Origin of the sequence: Burkholderia aenigmatica, assembly GCF_048627025.1 — a bacterium.
Lineage (GTDB): Bacteria > Pseudomonadota > Gammaproteobacteria > Burkholderiales > Burkholderiaceae > Burkholderia > Burkholderia aenigmatica.
On record NZ_CP184469.1, the window covers coordinates 1211174 to 1237398 of the forward strand.

At 66.6% G+C, this 26225-nt stretch carries 22 protein-coding genes; 12 read left to right on the forward strand and 10 right to left on the reverse strand.

All coding sequences use genetic code 11. The features are described 5' to 3' along the window. The first annotated feature begins 3 nt into the window (after nt 1-3). Entirely contained in the window at nt 4-900 is an 897-nt protein-coding gene (locus tag ACN8ZM_RS22500; protein WP_420212430.1) for a LysR family transcriptional regulator, read from the forward strand. 93 nt (nt 901-993) lie between these two features. Continuing rightward, nucleotides 994-1659 carry a cation diffusion facilitator family transporter gene (locus ACN8ZM_RS22505; RefSeq protein WP_420212431.1) on the forward strand — a complete coding sequence of 222 codons (666 nt, stop codon included), beginning with the start codon at nt 994-996 and terminating at the stop codon, nt 1657-1659. 197 nt (nt 1660-1856) lie between these two features. Here the strand turns inward: ACN8ZM_RS22505 and ACN8ZM_RS22510 are convergent, their stop codons facing one another. After that, nucleotides 1857-3047, reverse strand: coding sequence for a helix-turn-helix transcriptional regulator (locus ACN8ZM_RS22510; protein ID WP_043183719.1), 1191 nt, complete (start codon nt 3045-3047; stop codon nt 1857-1859). 281 nt (nt 3048-3328) lie between these two features. Between ACN8ZM_RS22510 and ACN8ZM_RS22515 the strand changes: the two genes are divergently transcribed. Continuing rightward, complete coding sequence (locus tag ACN8ZM_RS22515) at nt 3329-4267, forward strand: alpha/beta hydrolase fold domain-containing protein (protein WP_420212432.1); 939 nt, start codon at nt 3329-3331, stop codon at nt 4265-4267. Then, complete coding sequence (gene ribBA, locus ACN8ZM_RS22520; RefSeq protein ID WP_420212433.1) at nt 4264-5304, forward strand: bifunctional 3,4-dihydroxy-2-butanone-4-phosphate synthase/GTP cyclohydrolase II; 1041 nt, start codon at nt 4264-4266, stop codon at nt 5302-5304. Before ACN8ZM_RS22515 ends, ribBA begins: the two co-directional genes overlap by 4 nt. 89 nt (nt 5305-5393) lie before the next feature. On the opposite strand, the gene ACN8ZM_RS22525 is transcribed toward ribBA, so the two are convergent. The 4 genes from ACN8ZM_RS22525 to ACN8ZM_RS22540 form a co-directional block, all read right to left on the reverse strand. Then, on the reverse strand, nt 5394-5966 hold the full coding sequence (locus ACN8ZM_RS22525; protein ID WP_007180433.1) for a hypothetical protein: 573 nt from the start codon (nt 5964-5966) through the stop codon (nt 5394-5396). A 76-nt stretch (nt 5967-6042) separates the two neighbouring features. Then, entirely contained in the window at nt 6043-6306 is a 264-nt protein-coding gene (locus ACN8ZM_RS22530; RefSeq protein WP_007180432.1) for a hypothetical protein, read from the reverse strand. Next, nucleotides 6303-6665, reverse strand: a complete 363-nt coding sequence (locus ACN8ZM_RS22535) for a hypothetical protein (RefSeq protein WP_156903410.1) — start codon at nt 6663-6665, stop codon at nt 6303-6305. Before ACN8ZM_RS22535 ends, ACN8ZM_RS22530 begins: the two co-directional genes overlap by 4 nt. Further along, on the reverse strand, nt 6662-9688 hold the full coding sequence (locus ACN8ZM_RS22540; protein ID WP_007181927.1) for a Tn3 family transposase: 3027 nt from the start codon (nt 9686-9688) through the stop codon (nt 6662-6664). The genes ACN8ZM_RS22535 and ACN8ZM_RS22540 overlap by 4 nt, the downstream gene beginning before the upstream one ends. Nucleotides 9689-9831: 143 nt before the next feature. On the opposite strand from ACN8ZM_RS22540, the gene ACN8ZM_RS22545 reads away from it, so the two are divergent. The 5 genes from ACN8ZM_RS22545 (at nt 9832) to ACN8ZM_RS22565 (ending at nt 15529) form a co-directional block, all read left to right on the forward strand. Then, nucleotides 9832-11523, forward strand: a complete 1692-nt coding sequence (locus ACN8ZM_RS22545) for a site-specific integrase (RefSeq protein ID WP_007180429.1) — start codon at nt 9832-9834, stop codon at nt 11521-11523. A 45-nt stretch (nt 11524-11568) separates the two neighbouring features. Further along, nucleotides 11569-11748, forward strand: a complete 180-nt coding sequence (locus ACN8ZM_RS22550; RefSeq protein ID WP_420212434.1) for a hypothetical protein — start codon at nt 11569-11571, stop codon at nt 11746-11748. 152 nt (nt 11749-11900) lie between these two features. Next, nucleotides 11901-12329 (forward strand): helix-turn-helix domain-containing protein, encoded by a 429-nt coding sequence (locus tag ACN8ZM_RS22555; RefSeq protein ID WP_089452990.1) that lies wholly within the window; start codon nt 11901-11903, stop codon nt 12327-12329. Between the two features lie 2 nt (nt 12330-12331). Further along, complete coding sequence (locus ACN8ZM_RS22560; RefSeq protein ID WP_420212435.1) at nt 12332-13672, forward strand: type II toxin-antitoxin system HipA family toxin; 1341 nt, start codon at nt 12332-12334, stop codon at nt 13670-13672. Nucleotides 13673-14293: 621 nt separating this feature from the next. Then, entirely contained in the window at nt 14294-15529 is a 1236-nt protein-coding gene (locus tag ACN8ZM_RS22565) for an NADH:flavin oxidoreductase (protein ID WP_420212436.1), read from the forward strand. 46 nt (nt 15530-15575) lie between these two features. Here the strand turns inward: ACN8ZM_RS22565 and ACN8ZM_RS22570 are convergent, their stop codons facing one another. Further along, nucleotides 15576-16703 (reverse strand): 4-hydroxyphenylpyruvate dioxygenase family protein, encoded by a 1128-nt coding sequence (locus ACN8ZM_RS22570; protein ID WP_089452993.1) that lies wholly within the window; start codon nt 16701-16703, stop codon nt 15576-15578. Between the two features lie 356 nt (nt 16704-17059). Between ACN8ZM_RS22570 and shiA the strand changes: the two genes are divergently transcribed. Next, a complete protein-coding gene (gene shiA / locus ACN8ZM_RS22575) occupies nt 17060-18367 on the forward strand; it encodes a shikimate transporter (protein ID WP_205822605.1) in 1308 nt (435 codons plus the stop codon). Between the two features lie 217 nt (nt 18368-18584). Continuing rightward, the gene (locus tag ACN8ZM_RS22580; RefSeq protein ID WP_043183708.1) at nt 18585-19886 is read left to right on the forward strand and encodes a UDP-N-acetylglucosamine 1-carboxyvinyltransferase; all 1302 of its coding nucleotides are present in this window, start codon (nt 18585-18587) and stop codon (nt 19884-19886) included. A 145-nt stretch (nt 19887-20031) separates the two neighbouring features. Here the strand turns inward: ACN8ZM_RS22580 and ACN8ZM_RS22585 are convergent, their stop codons facing one another. Beyond that, a complete protein-coding gene (locus tag ACN8ZM_RS22585) occupies nt 20032-20238 on the reverse strand; it encodes a hypothetical protein (RefSeq protein ID WP_420212437.1) in 207 nt (68 codons plus the stop codon). A gap of 8 nt (nt 20239-20246) precedes the next feature. Beyond that, entirely contained in the window at nt 20247-21188 is a 942-nt protein-coding gene (locus ACN8ZM_RS22590; protein WP_420212438.1) for an energy transducer TonB family protein, read from the reverse strand. A 141-nt stretch (nt 21189-21329) separates the two neighbouring features. On the opposite strand from ACN8ZM_RS22590, the gene ACN8ZM_RS22595 reads away from it, so the two are divergent. After that, on the forward strand, nt 21330-22100 hold the full coding sequence (locus ACN8ZM_RS22595; protein WP_011355232.1) for an IclR family transcriptional regulator domain-containing protein: 771 nt from the start codon (nt 21330-21332) through the stop codon (nt 22098-22100). A gap of 105 nt (nt 22101-22205) precedes the next feature. On the opposite strand, the gene ACN8ZM_RS22600 is transcribed toward ACN8ZM_RS22595, so the two are convergent. Beyond that, on the reverse strand, nt 22206-24506 hold the full coding sequence (locus ACN8ZM_RS22600) for an ATP-dependent DNA helicase (RefSeq protein WP_420212439.1): 2301 nt from the start codon (nt 24504-24506) through the stop codon (nt 22206-22208). Beyond that, nucleotides 24503-26197 (reverse strand): VRR-NUC domain-containing protein, encoded by a 1695-nt coding sequence (locus tag ACN8ZM_RS22605; protein WP_420212657.1) that lies wholly within the window; start codon nt 26195-26197, stop codon nt 24503-24505. Before ACN8ZM_RS22605 ends, ACN8ZM_RS22600 begins: the two co-directional genes overlap by 4 nt. Nucleotides 26198-26225 lie beyond the last annotated feature (28 nt).

The window sequence follows — 26225 nt, forward strand, 5'->3', positions numbered from 1 at the left end:
CTTATGGAAATCAGGCACGTTCGCTACTTCCTCGCGATCGTCGATACGGGCAGCTTCACGCGCGCGGCCAACGAGCTCGGGATTGCGCAGCCGGCGCTCAGCCAGGCCCTGAACCGGATGGAGAAGGAGTTGGGCGTCCGGCTGTTCGACCGTTCGCGGCGCGGCGCCACGCTGACCGCCGCCGGCCTCGCGATGGTCGACGACCTGCGCCTGAGCCTCGCACGCCTCGACGCGGCCGCGCACCGGGCCGGCGAAATCGGCGCGCAGCGCGCCGGGCGCCTGACGATCGGGTTCGTCAGCGCCGCGCTGTTCGACACGCTGCCGCGCACGATTCGCGCGCTGCGCGCAAGCACGCCCGACGTCGAACTCGTGATGCGCGAGATGAGCAATGCCGAGCAGGCGATCGCACTCGAGCGCGGCGAGATCGATATTGGCCTGCTGCATACGCCGGTCCCCGTCAACGGCCGGATGCGCGAGAAGCTGATCCGGCGCGACCCGCTCGTCGCCGTGCTGCCGAACGATTTCCGGCGCCAGCCCGACGGCACGGTCACGCTGCAGGATCTCGCCGGCACCGGCCTCGTGTGGTTTCCGCACGACCAGTTGCCGCTGATCCGCGCGGGCATCCTGAGTGCATTCCGGCAAGCCGGGCACCCGGTCGACATCGTGCTCGACGTGAACCGCACGCTGACCGTGATCTCGTGCGTCGCCGCCGGATGCGGCGTGTCGCTGCTGCCGCATTCGATCCACACGTTCGCGTTCGAAGGCGTCGCCTACAGCACCATCCGCGACGGCGGCGCGCTGCCGCTGTTCGAACTCAGCGCGATCTGGCCCGCGCGGTCGCGCCCGACGCTCGCGGATCGCTTCGCCGCGCTGCTGCCGTCGGCAGACGTGCAGCGCTGACCGGCCGGGCGGCGTCCTGCGCCTGTCACCGATCTGCCACCGTCGACCGGTAGCGTTCGGGTCTGACCCACGCTATCGACAGACGAATCCGCCATGCAGCGCACGTCGCGCGCCACGCCCCACGTTTATGCGGCCACGTCCCGCGCCCTCGCCATCAGCCTCGCGATCAACCTGTTGCTGCTCGCCGTCGAGACGGTCGCGGCCGGGTCCGCGCATTCGTCAGGCCTGCTGGCGGACGTCGCGCATGCGGCAATCGATCTCGCGGCCGATGCGCTGATCCTCGTCGCGTGCCGGCTCGACGCGCGCCTGCCGCCGGAACGGCGCCCGACCTACGAACCGCTCGCGCTCGCGGGCCTTGGCGCATTGCTCGTTGCGACCGGCGCGCAAATGATCTGGCACGCGACGAACCGGTTCACGACGCCGCCCGTCGTGCAGCCGGGCGCGACGACGCTCGCGCTTGTCGCCGTGACGCTTGCCGGCAAGGCCGCGCTGTCGCACTGGATGCTGCGCAAGGCACGCGAGACGGGCTCCGCGCTGCTCGAGGCGAGCGGCTGGCATGTCCGGACCGATGCGCTGTCGTCGCTGCTGGCGGCGCTCGCGATGAGCGCGGCACTGGTCGGCTTCGGTCGGCTCGACGATCTGGCCGCGCTCGCGATCGGCGCGCTCGTGATCCGCACGGGCGTTGGGTTCATCCGGCGCGGCTGTGCGCAGTGGCCGGCGCTGTCGGCATGGGCGGATCGGTCGACGCGCGGCTCGTGAATGCCAGGGTTCATCGCCATGCATCGCGGGCGGCTGAATAGTCGCTGTCGGCCCAGCTGAACGAACAAGAGGCTCGCACGTTGCGAGCCTCTTTTGCATGATGTCGCCGCTATCGTCCGGCACGCGACGCGTTGACCGATGTCGATGTATCGCCAGACGAATGCAGCCGGTTCCGATGGATCGGCATCGGCTATCGCTTACCCGAGCGGCACGACGCTCCCGAGCAGAATCCGCACGAGCGTCGCCTGGCGTGTCACGCCCGTCTTCGAGAAGATCGCGCGCAGGTGCGTGCGCGCCGTGTTCTTGCTGATCCCCGATTCCTCCGCCGCCTCCTCGAGCGTCAGCCCGTTCGTCAGCAACAGCGCGAGCGACGTCTCGGCGGGCGTCAGGTCGAACAGCTTGCGAATGATTTCCTGCGCGCCCTGCGGCTTGCGGTCGGGATCGCGCAGGAACAGCGTGACGGCCGGCCGCCGCTTGTTGTCCTCCGACCAGTCGGACAGCAGCACCGTGCGCACCAGCAGCCCGAGGCGCGGCTTGTCGAAGCTGCGCGTGATCGGCATCGCTTCGACGGTTGCCGCGGCCGTGCCGTGGTGTCCCATCACCGCGTGGCGGATCAGCCGCTTCAGCGTGCGGTTCTCCTGCGCGTCGGCCGCCTCGATCGTGCCGCGAGCAATCGTCAGACCGTTGTTCTGCTTGAGGATCTCGTCGGCGACGCTGTTCAGGTCGATGATCGTGCCGTTCTCGTCGAGCGTGATCGTGCCGATCTGCATCCGGTTGATCGCGTTCGCATAGATCGAGCGTTCGACCTCGGCCGTGTCGAGCCGCGAATGCAACTCGACCGCGCGCTTCAGGTGCGGCAGCAGCAGCGCGCAGATCGCCTTGTCGCGCGCGGAAAACGGCTTCGATGCATGGTTGCGGCACACGCGGAAGCGGCACTCGACGCCCGACGATGTGCGCAGGTCGGCGCCGAGGATATAGCGCACGTCCTGCGGCTTCAGGAACTGCTTGTACAGTTCGCTCGACAGCCAGCCCGTGTCGCCGAATACCTCGTCGACCGTGACCACGCGATCGGCCGGCAGGCCGACGAACGGGTCGAGCGAATAGTAGTAGTTGTTGTACGACGCCTCGCCGTCGCCCGGGACGACCGGACCGAATTCCGACGCGTGCACGGACAGCGGCGCGCGGCGGTCGCTCGCGGCCGCCCGCAGGATCAGCGTCACGTAGTTCGCCTGCAGCCAGCGGCGGACCAGTTCGAGCGCACCGGCCCACGGCGGCGTCTCCAGCGGCCCCTGGTAGATGCGCGCCATCAGCTCGCTGAAATCCGCGACGCCGATGTCGGCCTCGTCACTGGTTGCCTGGCTCTCTTGCGGAGCCCATCTCGTCTCCATCAGCACGCTCCATCCTCCATACGACATGTTTCCGACGCGACCCAACCGCGCCGCCATGATTAAGACGCGTCTAAATTCCGGCGTCATCGGGAGATTCACTGAATGGTGAGAATTGGCCATCCGGACGAACCAACCATCGTCCGATCGGATGATGTGGCGCCCTGCCCGCTGCGCTGGAATGCCCGTCAGGCCGTGCCGGCAAGCGTCCGGCACGGACTCAGGGAAAACCGCGACACGGGTTTACCTGATTCAAACCGCATACGATTCAGACAGGAGTCCCCATGCCGCTCGACCCACAGGCGCAGGCGCTGCTCGCCGCGTTCGCCCAGGCACCCGCGATCGATTTCGCGCAGCTCACCGTTCCCGCGTATCGCGCGAGTCTTGCCGCCGGCGGCGCATTCGCGCCGGGCGATGCCGTCGTCGCCGAAGAGGACTGGCAGATTCCCGCATCCGGTCGTCAGTTGTCCGCACGGCTGTACCGGCCCGCTGCCGACGGGCCGTTGCCGCTGACCGTGTTTTTCCACGGCGGCGGCTTCGTGTCGTGCGGCATCGATTCGCACGCGAACCTGTGCCGCAGCCTCGCAGCCCGTGCGCGCACGCTCGTGCTGTCGGTCGACTACCGGCTCGCGCCCGAGGCGCGCTTCCCGGCCGCCGCGCACGACGCATGCGACGCCGTGCGCTGGGCCGCCGCCAGTGCGCGCGATCTCGGCGCGCGAGCCGGTGCGGTGGCGGTTGCCGGCGACAGCGCCGGCGGCAATCTTGCGGCGGTCGCCGCACTGCAGTTGCGCGATTCGGGCATCGCGATCGCGCACCAGTTGCTGCTGTATCCGGTCGTCGATTGCGCGACCGAACATCCGTCGTACGAAACGCTCGGCACCGGCTATTTCCTGACGGCGGACATGATGCGTTGGTTCAAGCGGCACTATTTCGACGAAGGCGCCGATCGCGCTTCGCCGCTGGCGAGCCCGCTCGCCGCGCCGGACGTCGCGGGCGCGGCACCGGCGACGATCGTGAGCGCCGAATTCGATCCGCTGCGCGACGAGGCCGAAGCGTATGCGTTGCGGCTCGCACAGGCCGGCACGCCGGTGACGCTGGTGCGCTGGCCGGGCCAGCTTCACGGCTTCGCGAGCATGCTCGGCGCCATCGATGCGGCCGACCGCGTGCTGACCTTCGGCGCCGACGCGCTGCGCCGCGCGTTCGGCGCGACGGAGGCGTCATGACGCTCGCCGGTACGCTGGAGATCGTCGACGAGCTGCGTGCGGGCCGGATGGTCCTGCTCGTCGACGAAGAGGATCGCGAGAACGAAGGCGATCTCGTGATCGCGGCCGATCACGTGACGCCCGACGCGATCAATTTCATGGCGCGCTTCGGGCGCGGGCTGATCTGCCTGACGCTGACCGCCGAACGCTGCGAGCAGTTGCGGCTGCCGCCGATGGCCGATCGCAACGGCACGCCGTTCGGCACCGCGTTCACCGTCAGCATCGAGGCGGCCGAAGGCGTGACGACCGGCATTTCGGCGGCCGATCGCGCCCACACGATCCGTGCGGCGGTGCGGGCGGGTGCCCGCCCGGACGATCTCGTGCAGCCCGGCCATGTGTTCCCGATCGCCGCGCGCCTGGGCGGCGTGCTCGTGCGCGCGGGACATACCGAGGCCGGCTGCGATCTCGCGGCGCTTGCCGGGCTCACGCCCGCCTCGGTGATCTGCGAAGTGATGAACGACGACGGCACGATGGCGCGGCTGCCCGAGCTGAAGGCGTTCGCCGCGCATCACGGGCTGAAGATCGGCACGATCGCCGATCTGATCCATTACCGCCGCGAACACGAATCGCTCGTCGAACGCGTCGGCGAGCGGCCACTGCATACGCCGTGGGGACGATTCCGCGCGATCGAGTATCGCGACACCGTGCACGGCGCACCGCATCTCGCGCTCGTGCGCGGCGAGCCCGATCCGTCGACGCCCGTGCTGACACGCGTGCACGAATGCCATTCGTTGCTCGACCTGCTCGATGCGGAGCCGTCCGCGCATTCGTGGCCGCTGCATGCCGCGCTGCAACGGATCGACGCGGCCGGCTGCGGCGTGGCGGTGCTGCTCGACTGCGACATGCGCGGCGACGCGATGCGGATGCCGGCCGGCTCTGCCCGCCGCGACGGACGCGTGACGGGGATCGGCTCGCAGATCCTGCGTGAGCTCGGCGTGCGGCGGCTGAACGGGGATCTACGCCGGAACCCCAGAAAATTCCGTCGTTCCACATTGTGAACATTAATCGGCTTATTCCAGCCGAAGAATGTTGGAGCGACGTCCGGTGAGTGACATGACGGTCTCGGTCACACGGACCATCAGGACCGTTACGCGGGGCCCAGTTCGATTACATTGTGGGACAGGTCGAGACAATCTTCGCAGTCCCGGCAAACCCAGTGCAGCATCGGCCCGACCGGATCTGGATGGTCGCTGAACGTTGTCAGCGCCGCGTCGTACTGAGCATCGGACGTGCTCGAGCGCAGTATCCGCTCGAGATTAGACTCGATGCTGTCCAGGCTGCATTCACCGATGCCGGACTTGAACACCGTCACACCGCCTGACGGGTTGACCGCGAAGAAGAAAAACGCCTTCGTGTCGACCATGTGCGACAGGATTGTCCTGGCGATGAAGTTGCTCGGATTGATCAGCGCATTGAAGATGCGGTAGCCGTAAAACTCTAAGCCGAAGTGTACGACCTCGAAGTCGTCGGTGCCGCGTATCGAGTGGCCAAAGTTGAAACCGCTGCGTGTTACGTCGTTCGGAATGTCATCCACCGGCCGCAGTGCCAGGCAAGCATAGTGCGTCTGGCCCTCGGCCACGAGTCCCATCGCAAAGCAGGGCGCGCGCTCGGCCAGCAAGGCCTCGACAAAATTCCGGTTCATGCGGAGCGTTGGCAGCATCGGGCATCCTTCATCGTGAATCAAATCAACATTTGCCGACCTGGCTGTGCGGTGCGTCGACGTCGAACATCAAAGGCTATACATCGTCGAGCTCGAACAGCGCGCGATCGGCGGGCCGCGACAGATAATCGTCCATCATCGCGCGGAAATCGGCTTCATCCCACTCGCCGCGATCGACACGCCGCAGCAACGCCTCGCCGGCCAGCATGATCTTTCGCTCGCGATCCGCGCGCGTTTGCTTGACCTGCTGGCGCTGCGCCTTAGCTGCCGCTTTGCGGGCTGTTTTCAGCTCCTGCAGCTTTTCGTCTGTCGCATCGAGACGACGTTTCAGCATGTTCATTCTGGCGTCCTGTTCGAAGAAGCGGTTTGCGCGGGAAACCGGCGCGCCGGCGTGCGCCGGTTCGTTACATTCGCGCCGTACTGTCGCGCCCAGGTGCGTACCGAGGGAGCGATATCGACTAACGTCGGCGGCATGTTCGGCAACACATCCATCGTCCAGCCACCCAGCCGCTTTGGCGCAATATACGCCGGTCGCCAGCTGCCGTCGGCCAGGATATCGATCACGAACAGCGACGTGCCGACGCTCAGTCGCCAGGTGTTGACCACGGCTGGGGGTAAAGGATTACCTGGTTGTGGCATCGTATTCCACCGTAACAGGAATAAGGGATTCCAAGCCAGAACCGCCGAAAATTCGATCACTCCAATTCGAGCCCTGCAATGAGCGCGTCCAGGTCGATTTTGTTGTCGCTTTGAAAAGTGTAGTGCCCGTTCAAAAGGATATGCCGCCAGGCTGCCGGTGATATCTGCGTAAGCCGCGCCAGCGCCTTGGCGTTGCCACTGGCCTCCCATTTCGTCAGTAGATGCGACAGAATCGCCGAGTTGTAAAAAATGATGACGTTGGCGATCAGCCGGGCGCACTGGTTGCTGATCTCGATTTCGATGTCGGTGCGGCCGGTCAATTCCTTCTTGCCGCCGACCTGGGCGATGGTCGAACGAAGCTGATGGTAAGACTCGAGGCGGTTTTGGGAGCGATGCACGTTTCGCTCGAGCTGCGGGTCGCGCAGGTAACGCAACGTGTAGATGGTACGAATGAGCTTATCGAACTCAAAAATCGCGCGACGTGTCGGGTTTTCCTGCGAGTACGTACATAGTTTGCGGATCAGCGAGCCCTGCGTGATCTCTTTGAGGCCCAGCGTGGCGACGATCTGATCGATATTTGTCTTCTCACTGGTGATGAGCTGCCGATCGATTTGTCCGATCGGCTGAATCAGGCATTTCTCGTACAGCGCCGGGTCGTCGATACAATACAATTCCTGCAACTGGTCATCGAGGTTTGTGAAGCGAGGCTCGAAGCGCAACCCGAACCAATACAGGATAGCGAAGTTGGCTTTGTTGATGCTGTGCATGTCGCCGGTGATCGCAGTCGGCACTATATCCGACGTGTTGCGATACCAGATGTCGAACACGTGATGCGCCTCGTACTCGTGCGCGCCGATTAGGTAGCCGTTCAACGGGACATGATTGCACAGCAGCGTGTAGGCGACGACGCCTTTGCCTCGTCCGAAGTATTTGCGCGAGTAACGCGCCTTCACGGTCGGTCGCTCGACGCCGAATTTCTGCCCATCGACGGCGCTGTACAGCGCATCGAGATCGAACGAGTAGTACGGGAAGATCGGCAGCGCGGCGATGGCGTTGCTGATGCAGTCGTTGGCCGCATGCAGCGTCGCCTGACGCAGATACTGCTGGTAGGTGCTATCCAGAACGTGGTACGGAATGTCGCTGGTGCGCGCCATGACATGGTTGCCATGGTTCATTGCCTGAGCGATGATAACCGCCATCAGGCTATCGGCGTCCGCTACCTTCTTCGCGTAGCGCGGCTGCAATGGCGTCAGCGCCGACAGGAACTGGCACTGGCCGTTGACGAAGCGGAACACGTCGGCAACATCGCAGAATGGCAGTTGCTCGTAGAATGCCTGCTCACGCACCTTCTGGTTCTCGGTTTTCGGTTTGCGCCAAATCAGCTTCTGCGTATCCTTGTCGTATTCCAGGTGCGTAAGCTTGCCCTGTTTCAGCTCTCGGTTGAAGGCCAGCCATTGTGCATGCAACTCGGCCGCTAACGCATCGAGTTGGGCATCGATTGGCTGCTGCAGGAACGGGATCTCCATCTGCGCCAGCGCGTCGGCCTTCTCGTTCATCGAAACAAGCTCGTCGGAGAAGTGACGATGTTGCAGACTGTCGTCGAGATAGATCTCTCCCGACTGGAAGCGCTTCCGGATCTGGCGGTACAACCAGAATTCGTAGCGATCGGCGTGCAAACCGGTCGGCTGACCATCAGCGCCGAAGATCAGCAGGTACGGTCGCAGGCGCTTCGGCAGCGTGGCCGCGGGACATTCGGCGAGCGGTCGTTGTGACAGGCGCTGCTGTTTGGCGAAGGCCCCCTTGACCCAAGCCAGCGCCGCGAGCCACGGGTTGTCTGGGGAGGTGCCGACGAAGTCGAGCTCGACGTACAAGGGGCGCAGGTGACGGCGAATACGTTTGGCTAGGCCGTCCACCGCCAACCAGTGTAGTGCCAGTTGACTCAGCGGCTTGACCGTCATGCGTTGCGCCGTGTTTTGTAGCACATCTTTGGCCATGATTTTATAGGCGCGCTGACGCACCTCGCCGAACGGCGTCGGATCGGCTACGCTGTCGTCCACATAGAGCGACAACAGGCGGCCGATCTGCGGCGTTTCCCGATGGCGTTTTACTTGCTCGGCGATGAGTGACTGTTTCGCGCCCGCGCTGCTTTCTTCCTCGAGCTGCTTCATGTGGAAGGCCATCGCATCGACCAGGTTGTCGGTGAGCTGTCGGAAGCGCACCCAGGCGTAACACAGCAGGTAGAGCTGCGCCTGATCCGCCTTCAGGTTGCGCAGGTCGTGGACGGTATAGAAGTTCGCCAGGCTTGCGTAGTACAGCACGTTCTGCTGCGAGATATCCAGCCGGGGCAGCAGCGTCCTGGCGATTTCGTGCAACGGCTGCAGCGTGCCGCGCTTTTCGCGTTCGCGGACCATCTGACGCCAGCCGAAATTCTTGGCATCCTGTTTCAGCGCCGCCAGTTTCGACAGAGTATCATCGCGCACCAGAAGTTGGTCTAGCGCGGTTTGGGTCAATTCGTCCAATACGCCGGTGAGCAGGTCGCCCAGCCGCCGACGTTCGACGGACAGGGCTTCGCTGACTAGCTCTTGCAAGGTCGTGTAGCCGGGCCGGATCATCTTGTGCTCATTGAGCCACACGATGAGCTCGGCGGCGACGAATCCCGGTGTCACGTCGCGACGTACGATCTGCGCGGCCTGCTGCATGAGTTGCGGCAGGAAGGCGGCCACCCACGGTCGATAGCCGTACAGTTCAGCGATCTGTTCGCGCTGGGCGTAGTACTCGTGCCGGGTGATCGGCTTGCGTTCGAACGGCTCGCCGTGGAAATAGCGGCTCAACACGAAATCGTAATCGTCCTCAACCTCGTCCCAATCGAAGCGGAAGAAGGCGTGCTTGGACTTGAAGTAGCCAATCTGCAAGATGCAATAGACCTGCGCGGGTATGGAGGGCCGGCTACTGGCGAGCGCCAGTTCGGATTCGGTCAATGCCAGGTATTCCAGCCGCTGCGCATCGTCGAAATCAGGCAGGCCATACAGGGCTTCCTGTTCGGCGTCGGAAAAGACGCTGAGCAGCTTATTCTTGTTGATCATCGACCATCCTCTCCACGCAACGTCAGATCCTTCAATTTTGTGATATCACGACATGGGGTACGACAGAAATATTGAACTCCCGCATTCTACAGAGATAAGCTTTATTATCTCTGTGGCATTGTTTCCATATTAAACTCGATGACATGAAAACGCGCCCCACGAGCCCGTCCGCCGCCGACATCCCGACCGACTTTCCTGATGCTGATGCACTGGCAGCGCTGCGTGCCTGGTACGAGGGCGCATCCTCGCGTGAGGCGGCACACCGGTACATGCAAGATCGGCTCAGCCACAGCCAGTCAGCCCGCGGCGTCATCGGCCAGATCCGCCGGCAACTGGCACTTTATGCCCGTAACCGACAGCGGGCAGATCTGGCCACGCTGTTCGAATGCCCGGCCCAAAAGCGTATGCATCATGCGCGCGCCACCACGCAGGCTGTCGAGCTACTGCGCATCATGCCTGCGCCAGCTCCGCAGATCGGCGACGACATTGCGCACTGGCTGCCGAATCGCGCTGCCCGCACCCTGCACGCGGCCGGCATCCGGACCCTGGCCGATCTCACGGTACGGATTCCGCGTCGCCGGCAGTGGTGGACCGTCATTCCGGGTCTCGGGCCGGCCAGTGCAAGAAGGATCGAGGCCTTCTTTGCCGCGTACCCGGCGCTCACGGAGCGGGCCCGCGCACTGATCATCGCGGATCGGCAGTCAGTCGTGACGCCTTGGGAGCAACTACGGCTACCGCACGAGATCGACGGATCCGCCGGCGCCTTCCGCGCACCGGTGTCGGCCTGCATCCTCGGCGTCGACAACGATTACGACGCTATCCAGGCATGGCTCGCGTTGCACGAATCCCCGGCCACGCAGCGGGCCTACCGCAAGGAAGCCGAACGGCTGATTCTCTGGGGCATCGTTGCTCGCGGCAAGGCGCTGTCTTCGCTGACCACCCGGGATGCCACCGACTACAGGGCGTTTCTGCGCAGACCTACACCGCGAGAACGCTGGGTCGGGCCACCGCGGCCGCGCACATCAACGGACTGGCGCCCGTTTGTCGACAACCTCTCGGCCCGTTCGATTGCGCATGCGCTTGCCGTGCTCAGCGCCATGTTCCGCTGGCTGGTCGAGCAGCGCTACGTCGTGGCCAACCCATTCTCCGGCATCAAGGTACGCGGCAGCAAGCGCGCCATGGCTCTTGAAACCTCGCACGCTTTCACCGAAGGAGAATGGATGCTGACGCGCACCATCGCCAACGGGCTCGAGTGGTCGTACGGCTGGCAGGCGCCCGCTGCGCAACGGTTGCGGTTCATGCTGGATTTCGGCTACGCAACGGGACTGCGGATCAGCGAACTGGCTGACGCCACACTGCGCAGCATCGAAGTCGACGCAGCCGGTGATCACTGGCTGCACGTGGTCGGCAAGGGCGGCAAGCCAGCCCGCGTTACCCTGACACCCCTAGCGCGCACAGCGCTGGACCGATATCTGCAGGAGCGGGGGCTTCCTGTCAGCCGTGCTCACTGGAATCCGACCACGTCCCTGATTGGCAGCCTTGACGACGCCGATGCCGGCATCAAGCCCTTGCGGCTGTGGGAAGTCATGCGCCGGTTTTTTCGGCTCGTCGCGCAGATTATCAAGAACGACCATCCGGTGCTGGCTGAAAAGCTGCATCGGGCCTCTCCGCACTGGATGCGGCACACCCATGCGACCCACGCGATCGCCAGAGGGGTTGAGCTGAGCGCCGTACGAGATAACCTGCGTCACGCGTCGATTTCGACCACGTCGATTTACTTGCATACCGACGATGTAAAGCGGGCACGGCAGTTCGGGCAGGCATTTACCGACTGAGTTACTCGCTCGGCACGTCAGGCAACAAACCGATTGACGTTCACAATGTGGAATGACGGAATTTTCTGGGGTTCCGGCGTAGAACCCCTGAACGTGCTGTCGAGCCCGTTCCGGCTGCCCGCGCTGTCGGGGCACGACCTGGAGATCATGGCGTTCATTCCGCTCGGCGACGACGATCCGGAAAGCGCGCGGAGCGCGCACGCGAATCCGCTGCGGGCGGCATGACGCGTTGACGCGGGATGGCCGGCCGGCTTTCCGTATAACAGGCTATCGTTTGTTTTTGTTAAATACAGTCTTGGGTTTGTATTTTGACGATACATGCCATAGACTGTATTTCCCGATTACAAACGATCGCCTGTCATCCCGCGGAGCGCCCGATGGCCTTTCCTGTCCAGACCCTGACCCAGCTGCGTCCGATACTCGTCGGCTTCCGGAAAGCCGCGGGCCTCACGCAGGCGCAATTGGCCGCCCGCCTGGGCGTCACGCAGCAATCCTACGCGCAGCTCGAAGCCAACCCGTCGGCGGTCAGTATCGAGCGGCTCTTCAAAGTGCTGAACACGCTCGGCGTTCACATGACGCTCGCGCAAGGCAAGCAGGATGTCCCGGCGGCATCGGCCGACCCTGTTCCCGCGCCCGATGCCGCGCCGGCGGTTCGCAAACCGGCGGCGAGCAAACGCAAGCCGGATGCGGCGCGCGGCACCACGCCCGCCAACAGTCCAGCCAAACCCACGACCGGTGCCGCACGCAAGCGGCCCGCGACCGCAACACCGGCCAAGCCACGGGTATCGAAGCGGGAGGACTGGTGACGATGGCCACGCGCACCCGTCACGACCGGCTCGACCTGTGGATGAACGGCATTCCGGTCGGCTACTGGGAAGTCCGGCGCGGCGTCGAGCGTCTCGTCTACCTGCCGGCCTGGCTCGACGATCCGCAGGGGCGGCCGCTGTCGCTGTCGCTGCCCTTCACGCCCGGCAACCAGCCGCACCAGGGCGCGATCGTCGCCGATTACTTCGACAACCTGCTGCCGGACAGCGAGCCGATCCGCCGTCGCATCGCGCAGCGTTACCGGCTCCGATCGACGGCGCCGTTCGAACTGCTCGCGTCGATCGGCCGCGATTGCGTCGGCGCGATCCAGATGCTGCCGCCTGGCGAAACGCCCATCGATCTCGAAGCGATCGACGGCGTGACGCTCGACGACGCGGCCGTCGCCGACGTGCTGCGCCACGCGACCGCCGCGCCGCTGCCCGGCCGCCCGGAACCGGAAGGCGACCTGCGCCTGTCGATTGCCGGCGCGCAGGAAAAGACCGCGTTGCTGCGCCAGGGAAATCGCTGGCTGCGGCCATCGGGCAGCACGCCGACGACGCACATCTTCAAGCTGCCGCTCGGGCGCGTCGGGAACATGCAGGCCGACATGCGAACGTCCGTCGAAAACGAATGGCTGTGCTCCAGGCTCGTCGCCGCGTACGGGTTGCCGGTCGCGCGGTGCGAGATCGGCCGATTCGACGACCAGAAGGCGCTGATCGTCGAGCGCTTCGACCGGCGCGCTTCGCGCGACCGCACGTGGATCCTGCGGTTGCCGCAGGAGGACATGTGCCAGGCGACCGGCACGCCGTCGGGCGCGAAATACGAATCCGACGGCGGCCCCGGCATCGAGACGATCATGGGCATCCTCGCGAATTCGGCCGACGCCGCGCACGACCGGATGAATTTCTTCATCGCGCAGCTCGTGTTCTGGGTGCTGGCGGCGATCGACGGGCACGCGAAGAACTTCAGCATCGCGCACCTGCCCGGCAACACGTACCGCAGCACGCCGCTGTACGACGTGCTGTCCGCGCATCCGATCCTCGGCACGCGCCGCAACCAGCTTCCGCCGCGCCGCGCACGGCTCGCGATGGCCGTGTGCGGGAAGAACCGGCACTACGTGATCGGCGAGATCCAGCCGCGCCACTGGATCGCGCAGGGCCGGCGCGTCGGCCTGACCGAAGACGACGTGCGCGCCGCGATGGCGGCCGTCGTCGCACGCACGGAACCCGCGATCGCCGAAGCTGCCGCGCAGATCCCGGCGGATTTTCCGGCGGACGTGGCAGACGCGATCTTCGATGGCATGCGCCGGCAGGTTCGCAAGCTCGGGGCTGGCGATCCCGCGTAATGTGGCTTGACGGGTGGCTGTCGGGTTTGGGGCAGGCTTGAGCGTCTGGTGGCGTTCGATGCATCGATCGAGGTCAGGTCCGTTTCAGGTCGCGCTGGCGCATCGGCCGGGCTTGAGAACCGGATATGGCGATTCAATGCACTGACTCGACCGATCAGCCGGGCTGGACGCACACATCCGCCGCGATCGAGATCCCGTCCAGTACGGGTTGCGCTGACGCATCGGCCAGGTTCGAGAACCGGATATGGCGATTCAATGCACGGACTGGACAGACCATCCGGGCTGGACGCACAGATCCGCCGCGATCGAGATCCCGTCCAGTACGGGTTGCGCTGACGCATCGGCCAGGTTCGAGAACCGGATATGGCGATTCAATGCGCTGCTTCGGCGGCACATCCGGACTGAACCGGCACATCCGCCGCGATTCCGGAACGAATGCAGCCGGCAACGCATCACGTCGGGTGACGAACGAAGTGCGTGGCCGTGAGGCCGGCCCGGCTGGCGCGCCCGACGGCACACCGGCTTGCCATCACCGCCACCCGGCTCGTCCACCCGGATGATGCGCGCATGCGCCACCGCCGCACAATGGTCGCCGTGCCCATTCCCGACACCCGCCCCCTCATGGAATCCGCCGACCTCACGACCGCGTTCAGCCCGCTGCAGATCGGCCCGCTGACGCTGCGCAACCGCCTGATCAAATCCGCCACCAACGAGGGCATGACGCCGAACGGCGTGCCGTCGCGCGCGCTCGTCCGCTTTCACGAACGCATCGCCGAAGGTGGCGCGGCGCTCACGACCGTCGCGTACTGCGCGATCAGCGACGACGGCCGCACGTTCGTCGACCAGGCGCGGCTCGACGTGCCGACCGTCCGCCAGTTCCGCGCGCTGACCGACGCAGTCCATCGCCACGGCGCGGCCGCATCCGCGCAGATCACGCACGGCGGCTGCTTCACGTTCCTGCCGTCGCTGTCGACCGCACGGCCGTTGAGCGCATCGGGCGGCTTCAACAAGGTCGGCGTGATGAGCGGCCGCTTTCTGAAGCAGGCGATGACGCGCGACCAGATGTCGGCCGTCGCCGACGAATTCGCGCAAGCCGCACGCCATGCGCGCGACGCCGGCTTCGATGCGGTCGAGATCCACATGGGGCACGGCTATCTGCTCAGCCAGTTCCTGTCGCCGCTGTACAACCGCCGCCGCGATGCATACGGCGGCGACGCGGCACGGCGTGCCGCATTCCCGGTCGAGGTGCTGCGCCGCGTGCTCGATGCGGTGGGCCGCGACCTCGCCGTCGTCTGCAAGATCGGCGTGACCGAAGGCGTGCGCGGCGGCGGCACGGCCGACGACGCATGCGAAATCGCGCGGCGGCTCGAAGCCGAAGGCGCGCACCTGCTCGTGCTCAGCGGCGGAATGAACGTCGAATCGGTGTGGCAGCTGTTCGGCAGCCCGTTGCCCGGCGATGCGCGCGCGAATGCCGACAACGCGATCGTGCGCGCCGCGATGGCGCTGCAGAAGCTCACCGAGCCGAAGATGGGCGCGTTTCGCGAGATGTATTTCCTCGAGCACTCGAGGAAAGTGCGCGAGGCCGTCAAGATGCCGCTCGCTTACCTCGGCGGTGTACGTTCGCGCGGGAACGTCGAGCTGGCGATGCGCGAAGGGTTCGACGCGGTCGCGCTTGCACGCGCGCTCGTGTTCGAGCCGGATTTCGTCAACGGATTGCGTGACGGCCGGCTCGCGCAGTCGGGCTGCACGTCGTGCAACCGCTGTGTCGTGTCGATGTACACGCCGGGCGGCACCGCGTGCGTGCTGCGCGAGCCGAACGACCCCGCGCCGAACCGCGTGCCGGCCGCCGGCGCGTGAAGCGTCAGGTATCGCGTGTGACGCCCGATGCGGGCGCCGCGGCAGCTCAGCCGGCGTCGCGCGCGCGGGCGAGCGCCGCGAGATTCCCTTCCCCGAACCCGTGGTGCCCCTTGCGCTGCACGACTTCGAAGAAGATTTCGCCGGGCCGGCGCTTGACGAAGGTCTGGAAGAACAGGCGCGGCACGCCGTCGCTGCCGATCTCGCCGTCGACCAGCACCGCCCGGCGGCGCAGCGCGTCGAGATCGACGCCGTGCCCCGGCAGCCGCGCGTCGACGTCGTCGTAATACCGGGCCGGCGGCTCGATGAATTCGACGCCGTTCGCACGCAGCGCATCGACGCACGACAGGATGTCGTCGGTGGCCAGCGCGACATGCTGCACGCCCTCGCCCGGATGGTCGGGCAGATACGCGTGCATCAGCTCGGTGCGCCGCGTACCCTCCTCGTAGACCGGAATCCGCACCGCGCCGCACGGCGACACCATCACACGCGATTCCTCCGACACATGCCAGTGCGCGTCGATTTCGTGGATCTCGCGAAAATGCAGCAGGTCGTGGTAGAAATCCAGCCACTCCTGCATGCGCCCCGCACCGACGGTCTGCGTGAAATGATCGACCTGCTGCAGCCCGACGCCCACGCAGTCGAGATCGGTATGCGCGGTCGCGATGTCGATCGGCCGGAAATCGATGTCGAAGATCGAGATATCGCCGACGCCGCCACGCTGGCCGTCGCGCCCGCGCCAGCGGTCGACGAAATAGAGGTGCGAATCGCCGATGCCCTGGATCGCCGGAATCTTCAGCTCGCCGACCCCGACCTTCTCGCCTTCGAACGCCCACGCGCCGAGCTCGATCGCCCGCTCGAACGCGCGCCGGGCGCTGGCCACGCGCAACCCGATCGCGCAGACGCCCATCCCGTATTCCTCCGCGTAGCGTGCGGCGAACGATTCGGGCTCGGCGTTGATCAGGAAATGCATCTGCCCTTGCCGATAGAGCGTGACGTCCTTGCTGACATGCCGCGCGATCGCCTTGAACCCGAGCTGCTCGAAGCGCTGCGCGAGCGCTTCCGGCACGGGCGCCGCGAATTCGACGAATTCGAGGCCGGCCATCCCGAGCGGATTGGCAGCCGGATCGGCAACGGGCGGCGTATCGCTGGACAGGGGGTGGGAATTGCCGGGCATTCCAGTCTCCGGGGGCATGCGTCGATGGGGATGGCGCCCGTCGCGTGCGGCATGCGCGGCCAGGGCGGCCGCCGCGCATCCGCCCCGAACGGGCGAGTTATCAATGCTGCAGATTTTAACCAGATCGTTCACGGCGGCACACCCTGGCCAAAAGGGATATCGCCGCCCCGCCTAGTGCAAACCCGGAAAGCGTTCGATAATCGCACGGAATTGAACGATAATCGCGCACTTTGCCCGTTTGGCCAATTGCCGCCGCGCGGCGCGCGCCCTATTCTCCGTTCACCCATCGACTTCAATGCAGCATCGGACGCGGCACCGCCACGATTCCTCGATGCGCCGTGCCAGGAGACACCGCCATGACCCCAACCATCGACACCCTCGACGCCACCGCCAGTGCCCGCATACGCAGCCAGGCCCGCAAGGCCGCGATCGGCAGCTTCGTCGGCGCCGTGGTCGACTGGTACGACTTCCTGCTGTACGGGATCGTCGCCGCGCTGGTATTCAATTCCGAGTTCTTCCCGAAAGTCAGCCCGACGATGGGCACGCTCGCGGCATTCGCGACCTTCGGCGTCGGTTTCCTGTTCCGGCCGCTCGGCGGCGTCGTGTTCGGCCACTACGGCGACCGGCTCGGCCGCAAGCGGATGCTGGTGCTGACCGTGATGCTGATGGGGCTGTCGACGGTCGCGATCGGCCTGTTGCCGGCGTTCTCGACGATCGGCTGGTGGGCGCCCGTGCTGCTGGTGCTGATGCGCGCGATCCAGGGTTTCGCGGTCGGCGGCGAATGGGGCGGCGCGGCGCTGATGGCCGTCGAGAGCGCGCCGAAGCAGAAGAAGGCGTTCTATAGCAGCGGTGTGCAGGTCGGCTACGGCGTCGGCCTCGTGCTGGCCACGGGCATCGTGTCGATCCTGAGCCACACGCTCGGCGAGGCCGCGTTCAAGTCGTGGGGCTGGCGCCTGCCGTTCGTGTTCAGCATCGTGCTCGTGCTGATCGGGCTGTGGGTGCGCAAGAACATGGACGAATCGCAGGAGTTCGTCGACAAGGTCGAACACGGCAACCGCAAGCTGCGCCTGCCGGTGCTCGAAGCGCTGACGCGCCATCCGAAGGCGTTCCTGCTGATCATCGCGCTGCGCCTCGCCGAACTGTTCACGATGTACATCGTCACCGCGTTCGCGCTCAGCTATTCGACGACGAACCTCGGCATGTCGCGCGACCTGTTCCTGAACATCGGCCTGCTGGTCGGCGCGGTGAGCTGCGTGACGATCCCGTGTTTCGCGTGGCTGGCCGACCGCTACGGCCTGCGCCGCATCTACCTGATCGGTGCGCTGATCGGCGTAGCATCGGCGGTGCCGTTCTTCCTCGCGCTCGAGGCGCGGTCGATCGCGTGGATCGTGATCTTCTCGATCCTGCTCGCGAACGCCGCACACGACATGGTCGTGAGCGTCCAGCAGCCGCTGTTCACGGAACTGTTCGGCGCCGAATACCGCTATAGCGGCGCGGGCGTCGGCTACCAGTTCGCGAGCGTGGTCGGCGGCGGGTTCACGCCGTTCATCGCGGTGGGCCTCGTCAGTGTGGCCGGCGGTTCGTGGCACCTCGTCGCCGGTTATCTCGCGGTCGGCTGCCTGATCTCGCTGGTCGTCGCCGCGCGGATGCGGGCGGCGCAGTAACAACTCGTCCGGATGGCCGGCCCGACCCGCGGCCGGCCATCACGCATTGTTCAACGGTGACCGGCAACGGCGCCACTGCCTTCCGTTCGTGCGCGCGACGTCAAACACTGTCAGTTACACCCACCGATTCCCCCTTTTCCCCTCTGAACATTCCACGCCGCCCGCCGACCAATGGCATCATATGGGCCTACGTCAGTCACCGATACGCCCCCATATCATGTCGAATCTCATCGTCCACGGCGGCACTCCGCTGCGCGGGGACATCAAGCCGTCCGCGAACAAGAACGCCGTCCTGCCGATTCTGTGCGCCACCCTGTTGACCGATCAGCCGCTGCGTCTCATCGGCGTGCCGGATATCACCGACGTACGCAAGATCCTCGACATCTTCCGCACGCTCGGCAGCGACGTATCGGTCGACTTCACGACGGGCCTGCTCGAACTCCACCATCGCAACACGAAATTCGATCCGGCGGTCCATCGGCTGCCGGAAGCGATGCGCTCGTCGATCATGCTGATCCCGCCGCTGCTCGCGCGTTTCGGCGTCGCGCGCCTCGAGAACGACGTGAAGGGCTGCACGCTCGGCGTGCGCGAAATCGATCCGCACGTCGAGGTGTTCGAGCGCTTCGGCGCGCACATCGAGCGCACGCCCGATTCGCTGATCGTCCGCACCGACGGCCCGCTGACGGCCAACGACCACTGGCTCGACTACGCGTCGGTGACGACCACCGAGAACTTCGCGCTGTGCGCGACGACCGCGAACGGCACGTCGACGCTGATGAACGCCGCGTCCGAGCCGCATGTGCAGGAGTTCTGCCAGTTCCTCGCGATGATCGGCGTCGCGATCGAGGGCATCGGCACGTCGCGGCTCTGCGTGACGGGCGGCCGCAAGCTCGGCGGCGGCGAGTTCCGCTTCGCCGAGGATTTCCACGAGATCGCGACGTTCCTCGCGCTCGGCGCGATCACGGGCGGCGACATCACGGTGCGCAACTCGTCGCCCGAACACTTCCCGCTGATCGACCGCACGTTCGCGAAGTTCGGCGTCAACATCACGCACCGCGACGGCTGGTCGCGTGCGGAACGCGACGGCCCGCTGCGCGTGCGCCGCCCGTTCACGCAGAACATTCTCACCAAGGTCGAAGCCGCGCCGTGGCCGTACCTGCCGGTCGACCTGCTGCCGATCTTCATCGCGCTCGGCGTGCGCGCGGAAGGCAGCGCGATGTTCTGGAACAAGGTCTACGACGGTGCGCTCGGCTGGTCGGGCGAACTCTCGAAGTTCGGCGCGCACGTGCTGCTGTCCGATCCGCATCGGCTGATCACGTTCGGCGGGTTGCAACTGACGCCGGCGCGCGTCGAGAGCCCGTACATCATCCGCGTCGCGATCGCGCTGCTGATGGTGGCCGCGAGCATCGAAGGCCGCTCGGAAATCATGAACGCGCTGCCGATCCGCCGCGCGCACCCGCACTTCGTCGAGAACCTGCGCTCGGTCGGCGCGAACGTCGAGTGGACGAGCAGCGAGTAACGAGCGCTGCACCGGAGGCGGTACGCGTGATACCGCGGCCGCCTTTTCCCCTTCCGTTTTCTTCCGGCTGCCTCGACAGGCAGCCCGGCAATCAGCATCACCTGCCCGTCGGCCGGTTCCGGCCGGCCGTGCTACCCGCCAGGCGTCACTCTGCGTCCCCGCAGTCGACGTCGCCCGCGCCCATGTGATCGAAGCCGTACAGCATCACCGCGGTCGTCCCGCGTGCGGGATGGCTCGGCCGCTGGCCGAGGCTGTCGTCGGTCGAGCTCGATGGATACTGGACGCTCGTGTCCATCCGGTTGCCCGACGCCTTCCGCAGCCCTGAACGCGGCGCACCTCGCCCCGACGTCATGCTGCAGCTCAGTGCGACGTCCCCAACGCCATCGTTTTCACGATGCTGCGGAACAGCGGCAAGGCTTTCGGCATGTCTTCCACATAGGTCGCGCACGTCAGGCTGATCCGGTAGCTCGGCGTATCGCCGAGCGCCATGTACAGCCTGACGCGCTCATGATCGGGCCCGATCTTCGGCGAATACACGGTTTCCTGCCCCTTCACGCCGCCGCCGAGCTCGATCGGCGACATGCGCTCGATCACGCCGAGGATCGAAATCGTCGACTCGATCGACGCCTTCAGGTTGGCGATCGCCTCCGGTGAATTCAGTTCGCGCTGCGATACGTCGGCCATCGCGGAGGATTGCGACTTCAGCGCCACCGCGCACAGGCTGTTCGATTTCCCCGCGTAGCGCGGCACCGGCTCGGGATTCGTCACGTCGACGACCAGCGGCATCGACGGCCGCGTATGCCGTTCCCCCAACTGCAGCGGCACCGGCACCGAGAACGACAGCCCCGTCATCGCATCGCTGAACCGCCGCCCGTTGCCGGCATCCGGCTGCGCCGGGCCGAGATCGAAGACGATCGGCACATTGAGCAGCATCGAATCCTGAGGCATGTCCGGCGAGAACGCCGGCACGTTCCCGCCCCGGAACGCGGCCACCGCCGCCTGATCCAGATCCGCATAGCCCGACGACTGCCCAATTTCCACCTGCGTCACCGAGCCGTCGCGGCCGATTCGTGCGCTCAGGCGCGCCTTGTACGTGCCGGACGACGGATGGCCCGACCCGGCCGGGATCTGCAGCCGCTGCAGGATGGCCTGCCTGACCGCCACGGTCCATGCATCCTGCGTGGCCGGCGCCCCCGCCCAAACCTGCGCCGCCGGCAACGACGCCAGCGCCACCAGCACGGCGCAGCGGGCGATACGGCGGGCGATTGGCAGGAGGAGATATCGGTTGTCGTCGACGGTCATGTTCCGGGCTCGGGGCACATACTCGGGGCACACATCCAGCGTCGAATCATACAAGCCCGGCCATGCGTTGCGACAGATCCGATTTGCGCGATAATCGCCCATTCGCGCGCGATTACCGCGCACCCAGGCGCCCCTCCGACGATGAAAAAGCCCGAACTCGACCGACGCGACTGGATTGCCGGCCTCGAAAAAGGCCTGGCGATCCTCGAGGCGTTCGACAGTCAGCACGCGCGCATGACGCCCACCCAGGCCGCCGCGCGTACCGGCCTCACGCGCACGGCCGCGCGGCGCTACCTGCTGACGCTCGAATCGCTCGGCTACGTGTACACCGACGGCAAGCTGTACGGCCTCACGCCGCGCGTGCTGCGGGTCGGCTGGTCGTACTTCGATTCGGCGCGGCTGCCGCGAACGGTCCAACCCTATCTGCAGCAATTGAGCGCATCGCTGAACGAATCGGCGTATGTGAGCGTGCTCGACGGCTGGGAACTCGTGTTCATCGCGCGCAACGGCGTGTCGCGCGTGATGACGACCGGCTTCGTGCTCGGCGCGCGCGTGCCGGCGCCGCTGACGTCGCCGGGTGTCGTGCTGCTCGCCCATCATCCCGATCGCGAAGCCGTGCGCGCGTGGCTCGACGACACCGAATTGCCGCCGTTCACGCCGCACACGATCACCAACAAGGCGCGCCTGCTCGAACAGGTCGACCAGGCACGCGACGCCGGTTTCGCGGCGATCGAACAGCAATTGCAGGTCGGCGTGCGCGGGATCGCGGTGCCGCTGAAGAACCGTCACGGCGAAGTGGTCGCCGCGCTGAGCACGAACATGCCGATCGGCGCGGAGACGACCGACGCGGCCGTGCGGCGCGTCCTGCCGCACCTGCAGGAAGCCGCGCTCGCGATGCTGAATGTGCTGTAGCGGCAGCACCCGCCCAGGCCGCGTCCGCGGCCGCCCGATCTCGCTACGCGACGGATGGCGCCCACCTGCCGGAATCGGCAGTCTGCCGGCCGCGCTTCTTCCGTCTCACCCGATCCGCCACCACCGCGGCAGCAGATCGCGCACTTCGCGCCGCCGGTAACGGTCGTCGATCAGATGCACGACGCCTTCGTCGTGCTCGGTGCGGATCACGCGCCCGGCCGCCTGCACGACCTTCTGCAAGCCCGGATACAGGTACATGTAGTCGTAGCCGTTGCCGAAACGCGCGTCCATCGCGCGCCGCATCTGCTCGTTGACGTCGTTGACCTGCGGCAGCCCGAGCGTCGCGATGAACGCGCCGATCAGCCGCTCGCCGACCAGGTCCACACCCTCCGAGAACGCCCCGCCCAGCACCGCGAAGCCGACGCCGCGCCCGCCCGCGTCGAAACGCGCGAGAAACGCGTCGCGCTCGCTTTCGGCCATGCCGGGCGCCTGCGCCCAGACGGGCACGTCCGGATGCCGCGTCTGCATCAGCGCGACCACGCGCCCCAGGTAGTCGAAGCTGCTCAGGAAGCCGAGGTAGTTGCCGGGCCGCGTCGCGTACTGCGCGGCGATCAGGTCCACGATCGGTTCGAGCGAACGGTCGCGGTCGCGCCAGCGCGTCGACACGTGGCTGGCGACGCGCACCGTCAGTTGCTCGGCGCGGAACGGCCCGTCGACATCGAGCCAGCCCGTGTCGCCGGGCAACCCGAGCGTGTCGCGATAGAAATGAAACGGGCTCAACGTGCCCGAGAACAGCACGGTCGCGCGCGCGGCTTCGTAGCGCGATGCGAGAAAGCCGGCCGGAATCACGTTGCGCACGCACAGCGTCGACTGCACGCGGCGCCGGCGGCCGGGCGCCGCAACGCCATCGAGCGCCGGCTGGCGCGGCATCGGCTCGCCATGCAGCGTCGCGTCGAAGATCGACGCGCTGTCGAACGCTTCGGCCAGCACGCCGAACTGGATCGCCTCGAAATGAAACCGCAGCAGCGCGTCGCCGTTCGCGCGCGGCGCGTCGGTCAGGTGTTCGCCGATCGCCGCGACGAGGTTCTGCACGGCCGACACGATCGGGCCCGGTATCTCCGGATACGCGGCATAGCGCTCGGCCTGCGCGCGATTGACCGTACCCCAGGCGCGGGCGAGCCGGTCGAAGGCCTTGCGCAGCGCGGCGGGCGCGGCCTCGCGCGCGGCCGCGAATGCGAACGGATCAAGCGATGCGCTGTACATCTTGCGCGCGCGATCGAGCAGGTTGTGCGCTTCGTCGACGAGCACGCCGACGCGCCACTGGTTCTGCTGCGCGAGCGTGTGCAGCATCGCGCTGCCGTCGTAGTAGTAGTTGTAGTCGCCGATCATCATGTCGGACCAGCGCGCGAGCTCTTGCGACAGGTAGTACGGGCAGACGTCATGCGCGAGCGCGGCCGTGCGCACCGTGTCCCGATCGAGCAGCCCGGTCTCGATCACCGCATCGCGCGCGGCCGGCAGCCGGTCGTAGAAACCTTTCGCGAGCGGACACGATTCGCCGTGGCACGCGCTGTCGGGATGCTCGCATGCCTTGTCGCGCGCAACGAGTTCGAGCACGCGCAGCGGCAGCGCGGGTGTGCCGGCGCCGAGCGTCGTCGCCGCTTCGAGCGCGAGCGCGCGGCCAGGCGTTTTCGCGGTCAGGAAGTACACGTGGTCGAGCTCGCCCTCGCCGCAGGCCTTCAGCAGCGGAAACACGGTGCCGAGCGTCTTGCCGATGCCGGTCGGCGCCTGCGCCATCAGGCAACGCTCGTCGCGTGCCGCGCGATAGACGGCCACCGCCAGCTCGCGCTGGCCGCTGCGGAACTGTCCGTGCGGAAACGCGAGCGCGCGCAGCGCCGCATCGCGCGCCGCACGATGGGCCGTCTCGCGCTCGGCCCAGCCGACGAAGCACGCGCACTGCTCGGCGAAGAACGTCGCGAGCTCGGCCGCTCCCAGCGTTTGCGTCAGCATCGTCTCGCGCTCGGACACGATGTCGAAATAGACGAGCGCGACGTCGATTTCCGTGAGGCCGCGTGCGTCGCACATCAAGTGCGCATAGACCTTCGCCTGCGCCCAGTGCAGCGCGCGATGGTTGGCCGGCATCGCATCGAGGCTGCCGCGATAGGTCTTGATCTCCTCGAGGCGGTTCGCCACCGGATCGTAGCCGTCCGCGCGGCCGCGCACGGTGAGCGTGCCCCACGTGCCCGTCAGCGCGATCTCGGTTTCGTAGCGTGCGCCGCGGCTCGACGTGACCGCGCCATGGCCGGCGATGCCTTCGAGCGCGGTCGGTGCGGGCGTGAAGCGCAGGTCGAGATCGCCGCGTCGCGCGGTGAACTCGCACATCGCCCGCACCGCGACGACGTAGCTCATGCGGACAGACCCGCCGCTTCGGCGTGCGCGACGCCTTCACCGGCCCACTCGACATCGATCACGCGCACCGGGATGCCGTGCGCGACGCAGTAGGCGAGCCAGCGCGTCTGGTTGTCCTGCAGGCGGTCGCCGGGGCCTTTCACCTCGATCAGCTCGTAGCGGCGCTCACCGGGCCAGAAGCGGACGAGATCGGGCAGCCCCGACCGGTTGCTGCGGATATCCGCGAGCAGGCGCGTGAACCACAGCCGCAAGTGCTCGGGCGGCAGGCACGCGAGCGCCTCATCGAGCAGTTCGTCGCTCAGCACGCCCCAGAACACGAACGGCGATTGCAGCCCCGCCTTCGTCGCGAAATGCCGGCGGATCGTGTCGCGATAGGCGCCCGAATCGAGTTGCGCGAAACACGCGGCGAACGCGTCTGCCCGGCGCGCGGCGAAATCGGGCGCGTGCAGGTCGGCCGGGCCGCGCTGGAACGGGTGGAAAAACGCACCGGGCACCGCCGCGAACACGGGCTCCCAGCACAGCAGCCCGAACAGCGAATTGATCAGTGTGTTTTCGACGTAATGAACCGGCGAAGCCGCTTGCGCGAGATGGTCGCGCACCGCGAATTCGACACTGACGAACGCGTCGGGGCGCGCCAGCACGAGCGTTTCGCGCGGTACGTCCGCGGCGGCGGCCGCACGTTCGACGCGCTGGCCGAGCCGGCGCTGCAGGCGCGGCAGCATGCGCTCGACACGCTGGCGTTCCTCGTCGCTCTCGAAGCCGCCGCGCGCATCGAGCGCCAGCGCGAGCGCCTGGTCGTCACGCCCGCAGCGTTCGAGCACGCGGATGCGCCGATGGCGGCTGCCGGGCCATGCGCTGCGCGCATACGCGTCGAGCGCGGCAGTCCAGTCGGCCCGGCGCTCGCAGGTCTGCCCGAGCGCGAACAGCAGCTTCGCGCGACGCGTCGCGAGCCACGGCTGCGCGCAGCCGACCGCGTCGATCGCGCGCATCAGGTCGTCGAACGGCAGATCGTCGGGCCATGCGTCGAGCGCATCGCGGCACATCTGCAGCGCGAGATACGCGTCGACGTCGCCGCGCTGCTGGAACGCACGGGACGACGGTGCGATCGGCACGCTTTCGTACTGGAACACGCCGAGATCGGCGAGCACGAACTCGCTCCAGTCCTGATGGAGGTTGCCGAAGAACATCAGGCGCAGCCGGTCGCACAGCGCGCCCACCGTCACGCGCAGCACGCGGTCGCCGGCCTGCGCGCACCACGCGTCGAGCGGTTGCGCGACGTCGTGCGCGGGTCGCAGCCGTTCGAGCCATTCGGGCTTGCGCTCGCCCGCATGCGGGGCGAGTGCCGGGAAGATACGCAGCAGATCGGCCTTGGTCGACAGCGCGAACAGTTCGTCGAGCGTCAGCGCGGGCGCCGGGTCGACCCAGCCGAGCTCGACGAGCGGCGCGGCCGCGTCGAGCGTGCAGCCGATTTCGTCGTACAGGAGCTTGCTGGCGCGGAAGTCGGCCCCGTTGCGCATCAGCATCCGCACGAGCAGCGCGCGCGACGCCTGCGGCAGTGTCGCGAACTGCCGGACGAACGCGTGCTCGTGCGCGTCGAACAGGTCGTCGTAACGCTCGCCGAGCCAGGCCAGCGCGCGTTCGAAATTGGTCAGGTAGTAAAACGCCGGAGGCGTCGGCGAAGCAGGCGTCACGGGATTGATCACTGTACATTTGTACAGG

Excerpts from the sequence above, each read along its gene's own strand:
- ACN8ZM_RS22500 (WP_420212430.1), top strand. The coding sequence starts at position 4 with ATGGAAATCAGGCACGTTCGCTACTTCCTCGCGATCGTCGATACGGGC.
- ACN8ZM_RS22505 (WP_420212431.1), top strand. The coding sequence starts at position 994 with ATGCAGCGCACGTCGCGCGCCACGCCCCACGTTTATGCGGCCACGTCC.
- ACN8ZM_RS22510 (WP_043183719.1), bottom strand. The coding sequence starts at position 3,047 with ATGGAGACGAGATGGGCTCCGCAAGAGAGCCAGGCAACCAGTGACGAG.
- ACN8ZM_RS22515 (WP_420212432.1), top strand. The coding sequence starts at position 3,329 with ATGCCGCTCGACCCACAGGCGCAGGCGCTGCTCGCCGCGTTCGCCCAG.
- ribBA (WP_420212433.1), top strand. The coding sequence starts at position 4,264 with ATGACGCTCGCCGGTACGCTGGAGATCGTCGACGAGCTGCGTGCGGGC.
- ACN8ZM_RS22525 (WP_007180433.1), bottom strand. The coding sequence starts at position 5,966 with ATGCTGCCAACGCTCCGCATGAACCGGAATTTTGTCGAGGCCTTGCTG.
- ACN8ZM_RS22530 (WP_007180432.1), bottom strand. The coding sequence starts at position 6,306 with ATGAACATGCTGAAACGTCGTCTCGATGCGACAGACGAAAAGCTGCAG.
- ACN8ZM_RS22540 (WP_007181927.1), bottom strand. The coding sequence starts at position 9,688 with ATGATCAACAAGAATAAGCTGCTCAGCGTCTTTTCCGACGCCGAACAG.
- ACN8ZM_RS22545 (WP_007180429.1), top strand. The coding sequence starts at position 9,832 with ATGAAAACGCGCCCCACGAGCCCGTCCGCCGCCGACATCCCGACCGAC.
- ACN8ZM_RS22550 (WP_420212434.1), top strand. The coding sequence starts at position 11,569 with ATGTGGAATGACGGAATTTTCTGGGGTTCCGGCGTAGAACCCCTGAAC.
- ACN8ZM_RS22555 (WP_089452990.1), top strand. The coding sequence starts at position 11,901 with ATGGCCTTTCCTGTCCAGACCCTGACCCAGCTGCGTCCGATACTCGTC.
- ACN8ZM_RS22560 (WP_420212435.1), top strand. The coding sequence starts at position 12,332 with ATGGCCACGCGCACCCGTCACGACCGGCTCGACCTGTGGATGAACGGC.
- ACN8ZM_RS22565 (WP_420212436.1), top strand. The coding sequence starts at position 14,294 with ATGGAATCCGCCGACCTCACGACCGCGTTCAGCCCGCTGCAGATCGGC.
- ACN8ZM_RS22570 (WP_089452993.1), bottom strand. The coding sequence starts at position 16,703 with ATGCCCGGCAATTCCCACCCCCTGTCCAGCGATACGCCGCCCGTTGCC.
- shiA (WP_205822605.1), top strand. The coding sequence starts at position 17,060 with ATGACCCCAACCATCGACACCCTCGACGCCACCGCCAGTGCCCGCATA.
- ACN8ZM_RS22580 (WP_043183708.1), top strand. The coding sequence starts at position 18,585 with ATGTCGAATCTCATCGTCCACGGCGGCACTCCGCTGCGCGGGGACATC.
- ACN8ZM_RS22585 (WP_420212437.1), bottom strand. The coding sequence starts at position 20,238 with ATGACGTCGGGGCGAGGTGCGCCGCGTTCAGGGCTGCGGAAGGCGTCG.
- ACN8ZM_RS22590 (WP_420212438.1), bottom strand. The coding sequence starts at position 21,188 with ATGACCGTCGACGACAACCGATATCTCCTCCTGCCAATCGCCCGCCGT.
- ACN8ZM_RS22595 (WP_011355232.1), top strand. The coding sequence starts at position 21,330 with ATGAAAAAGCCCGAACTCGACCGACGCGACTGGATTGCCGGCCTCGAA.
- ACN8ZM_RS22600 (WP_420212439.1), bottom strand. The coding sequence starts at position 24,506 with ATGAGCTACGTCGTCGCGGTGCGGGCGATGTGCGAGTTCACCGCGCGA.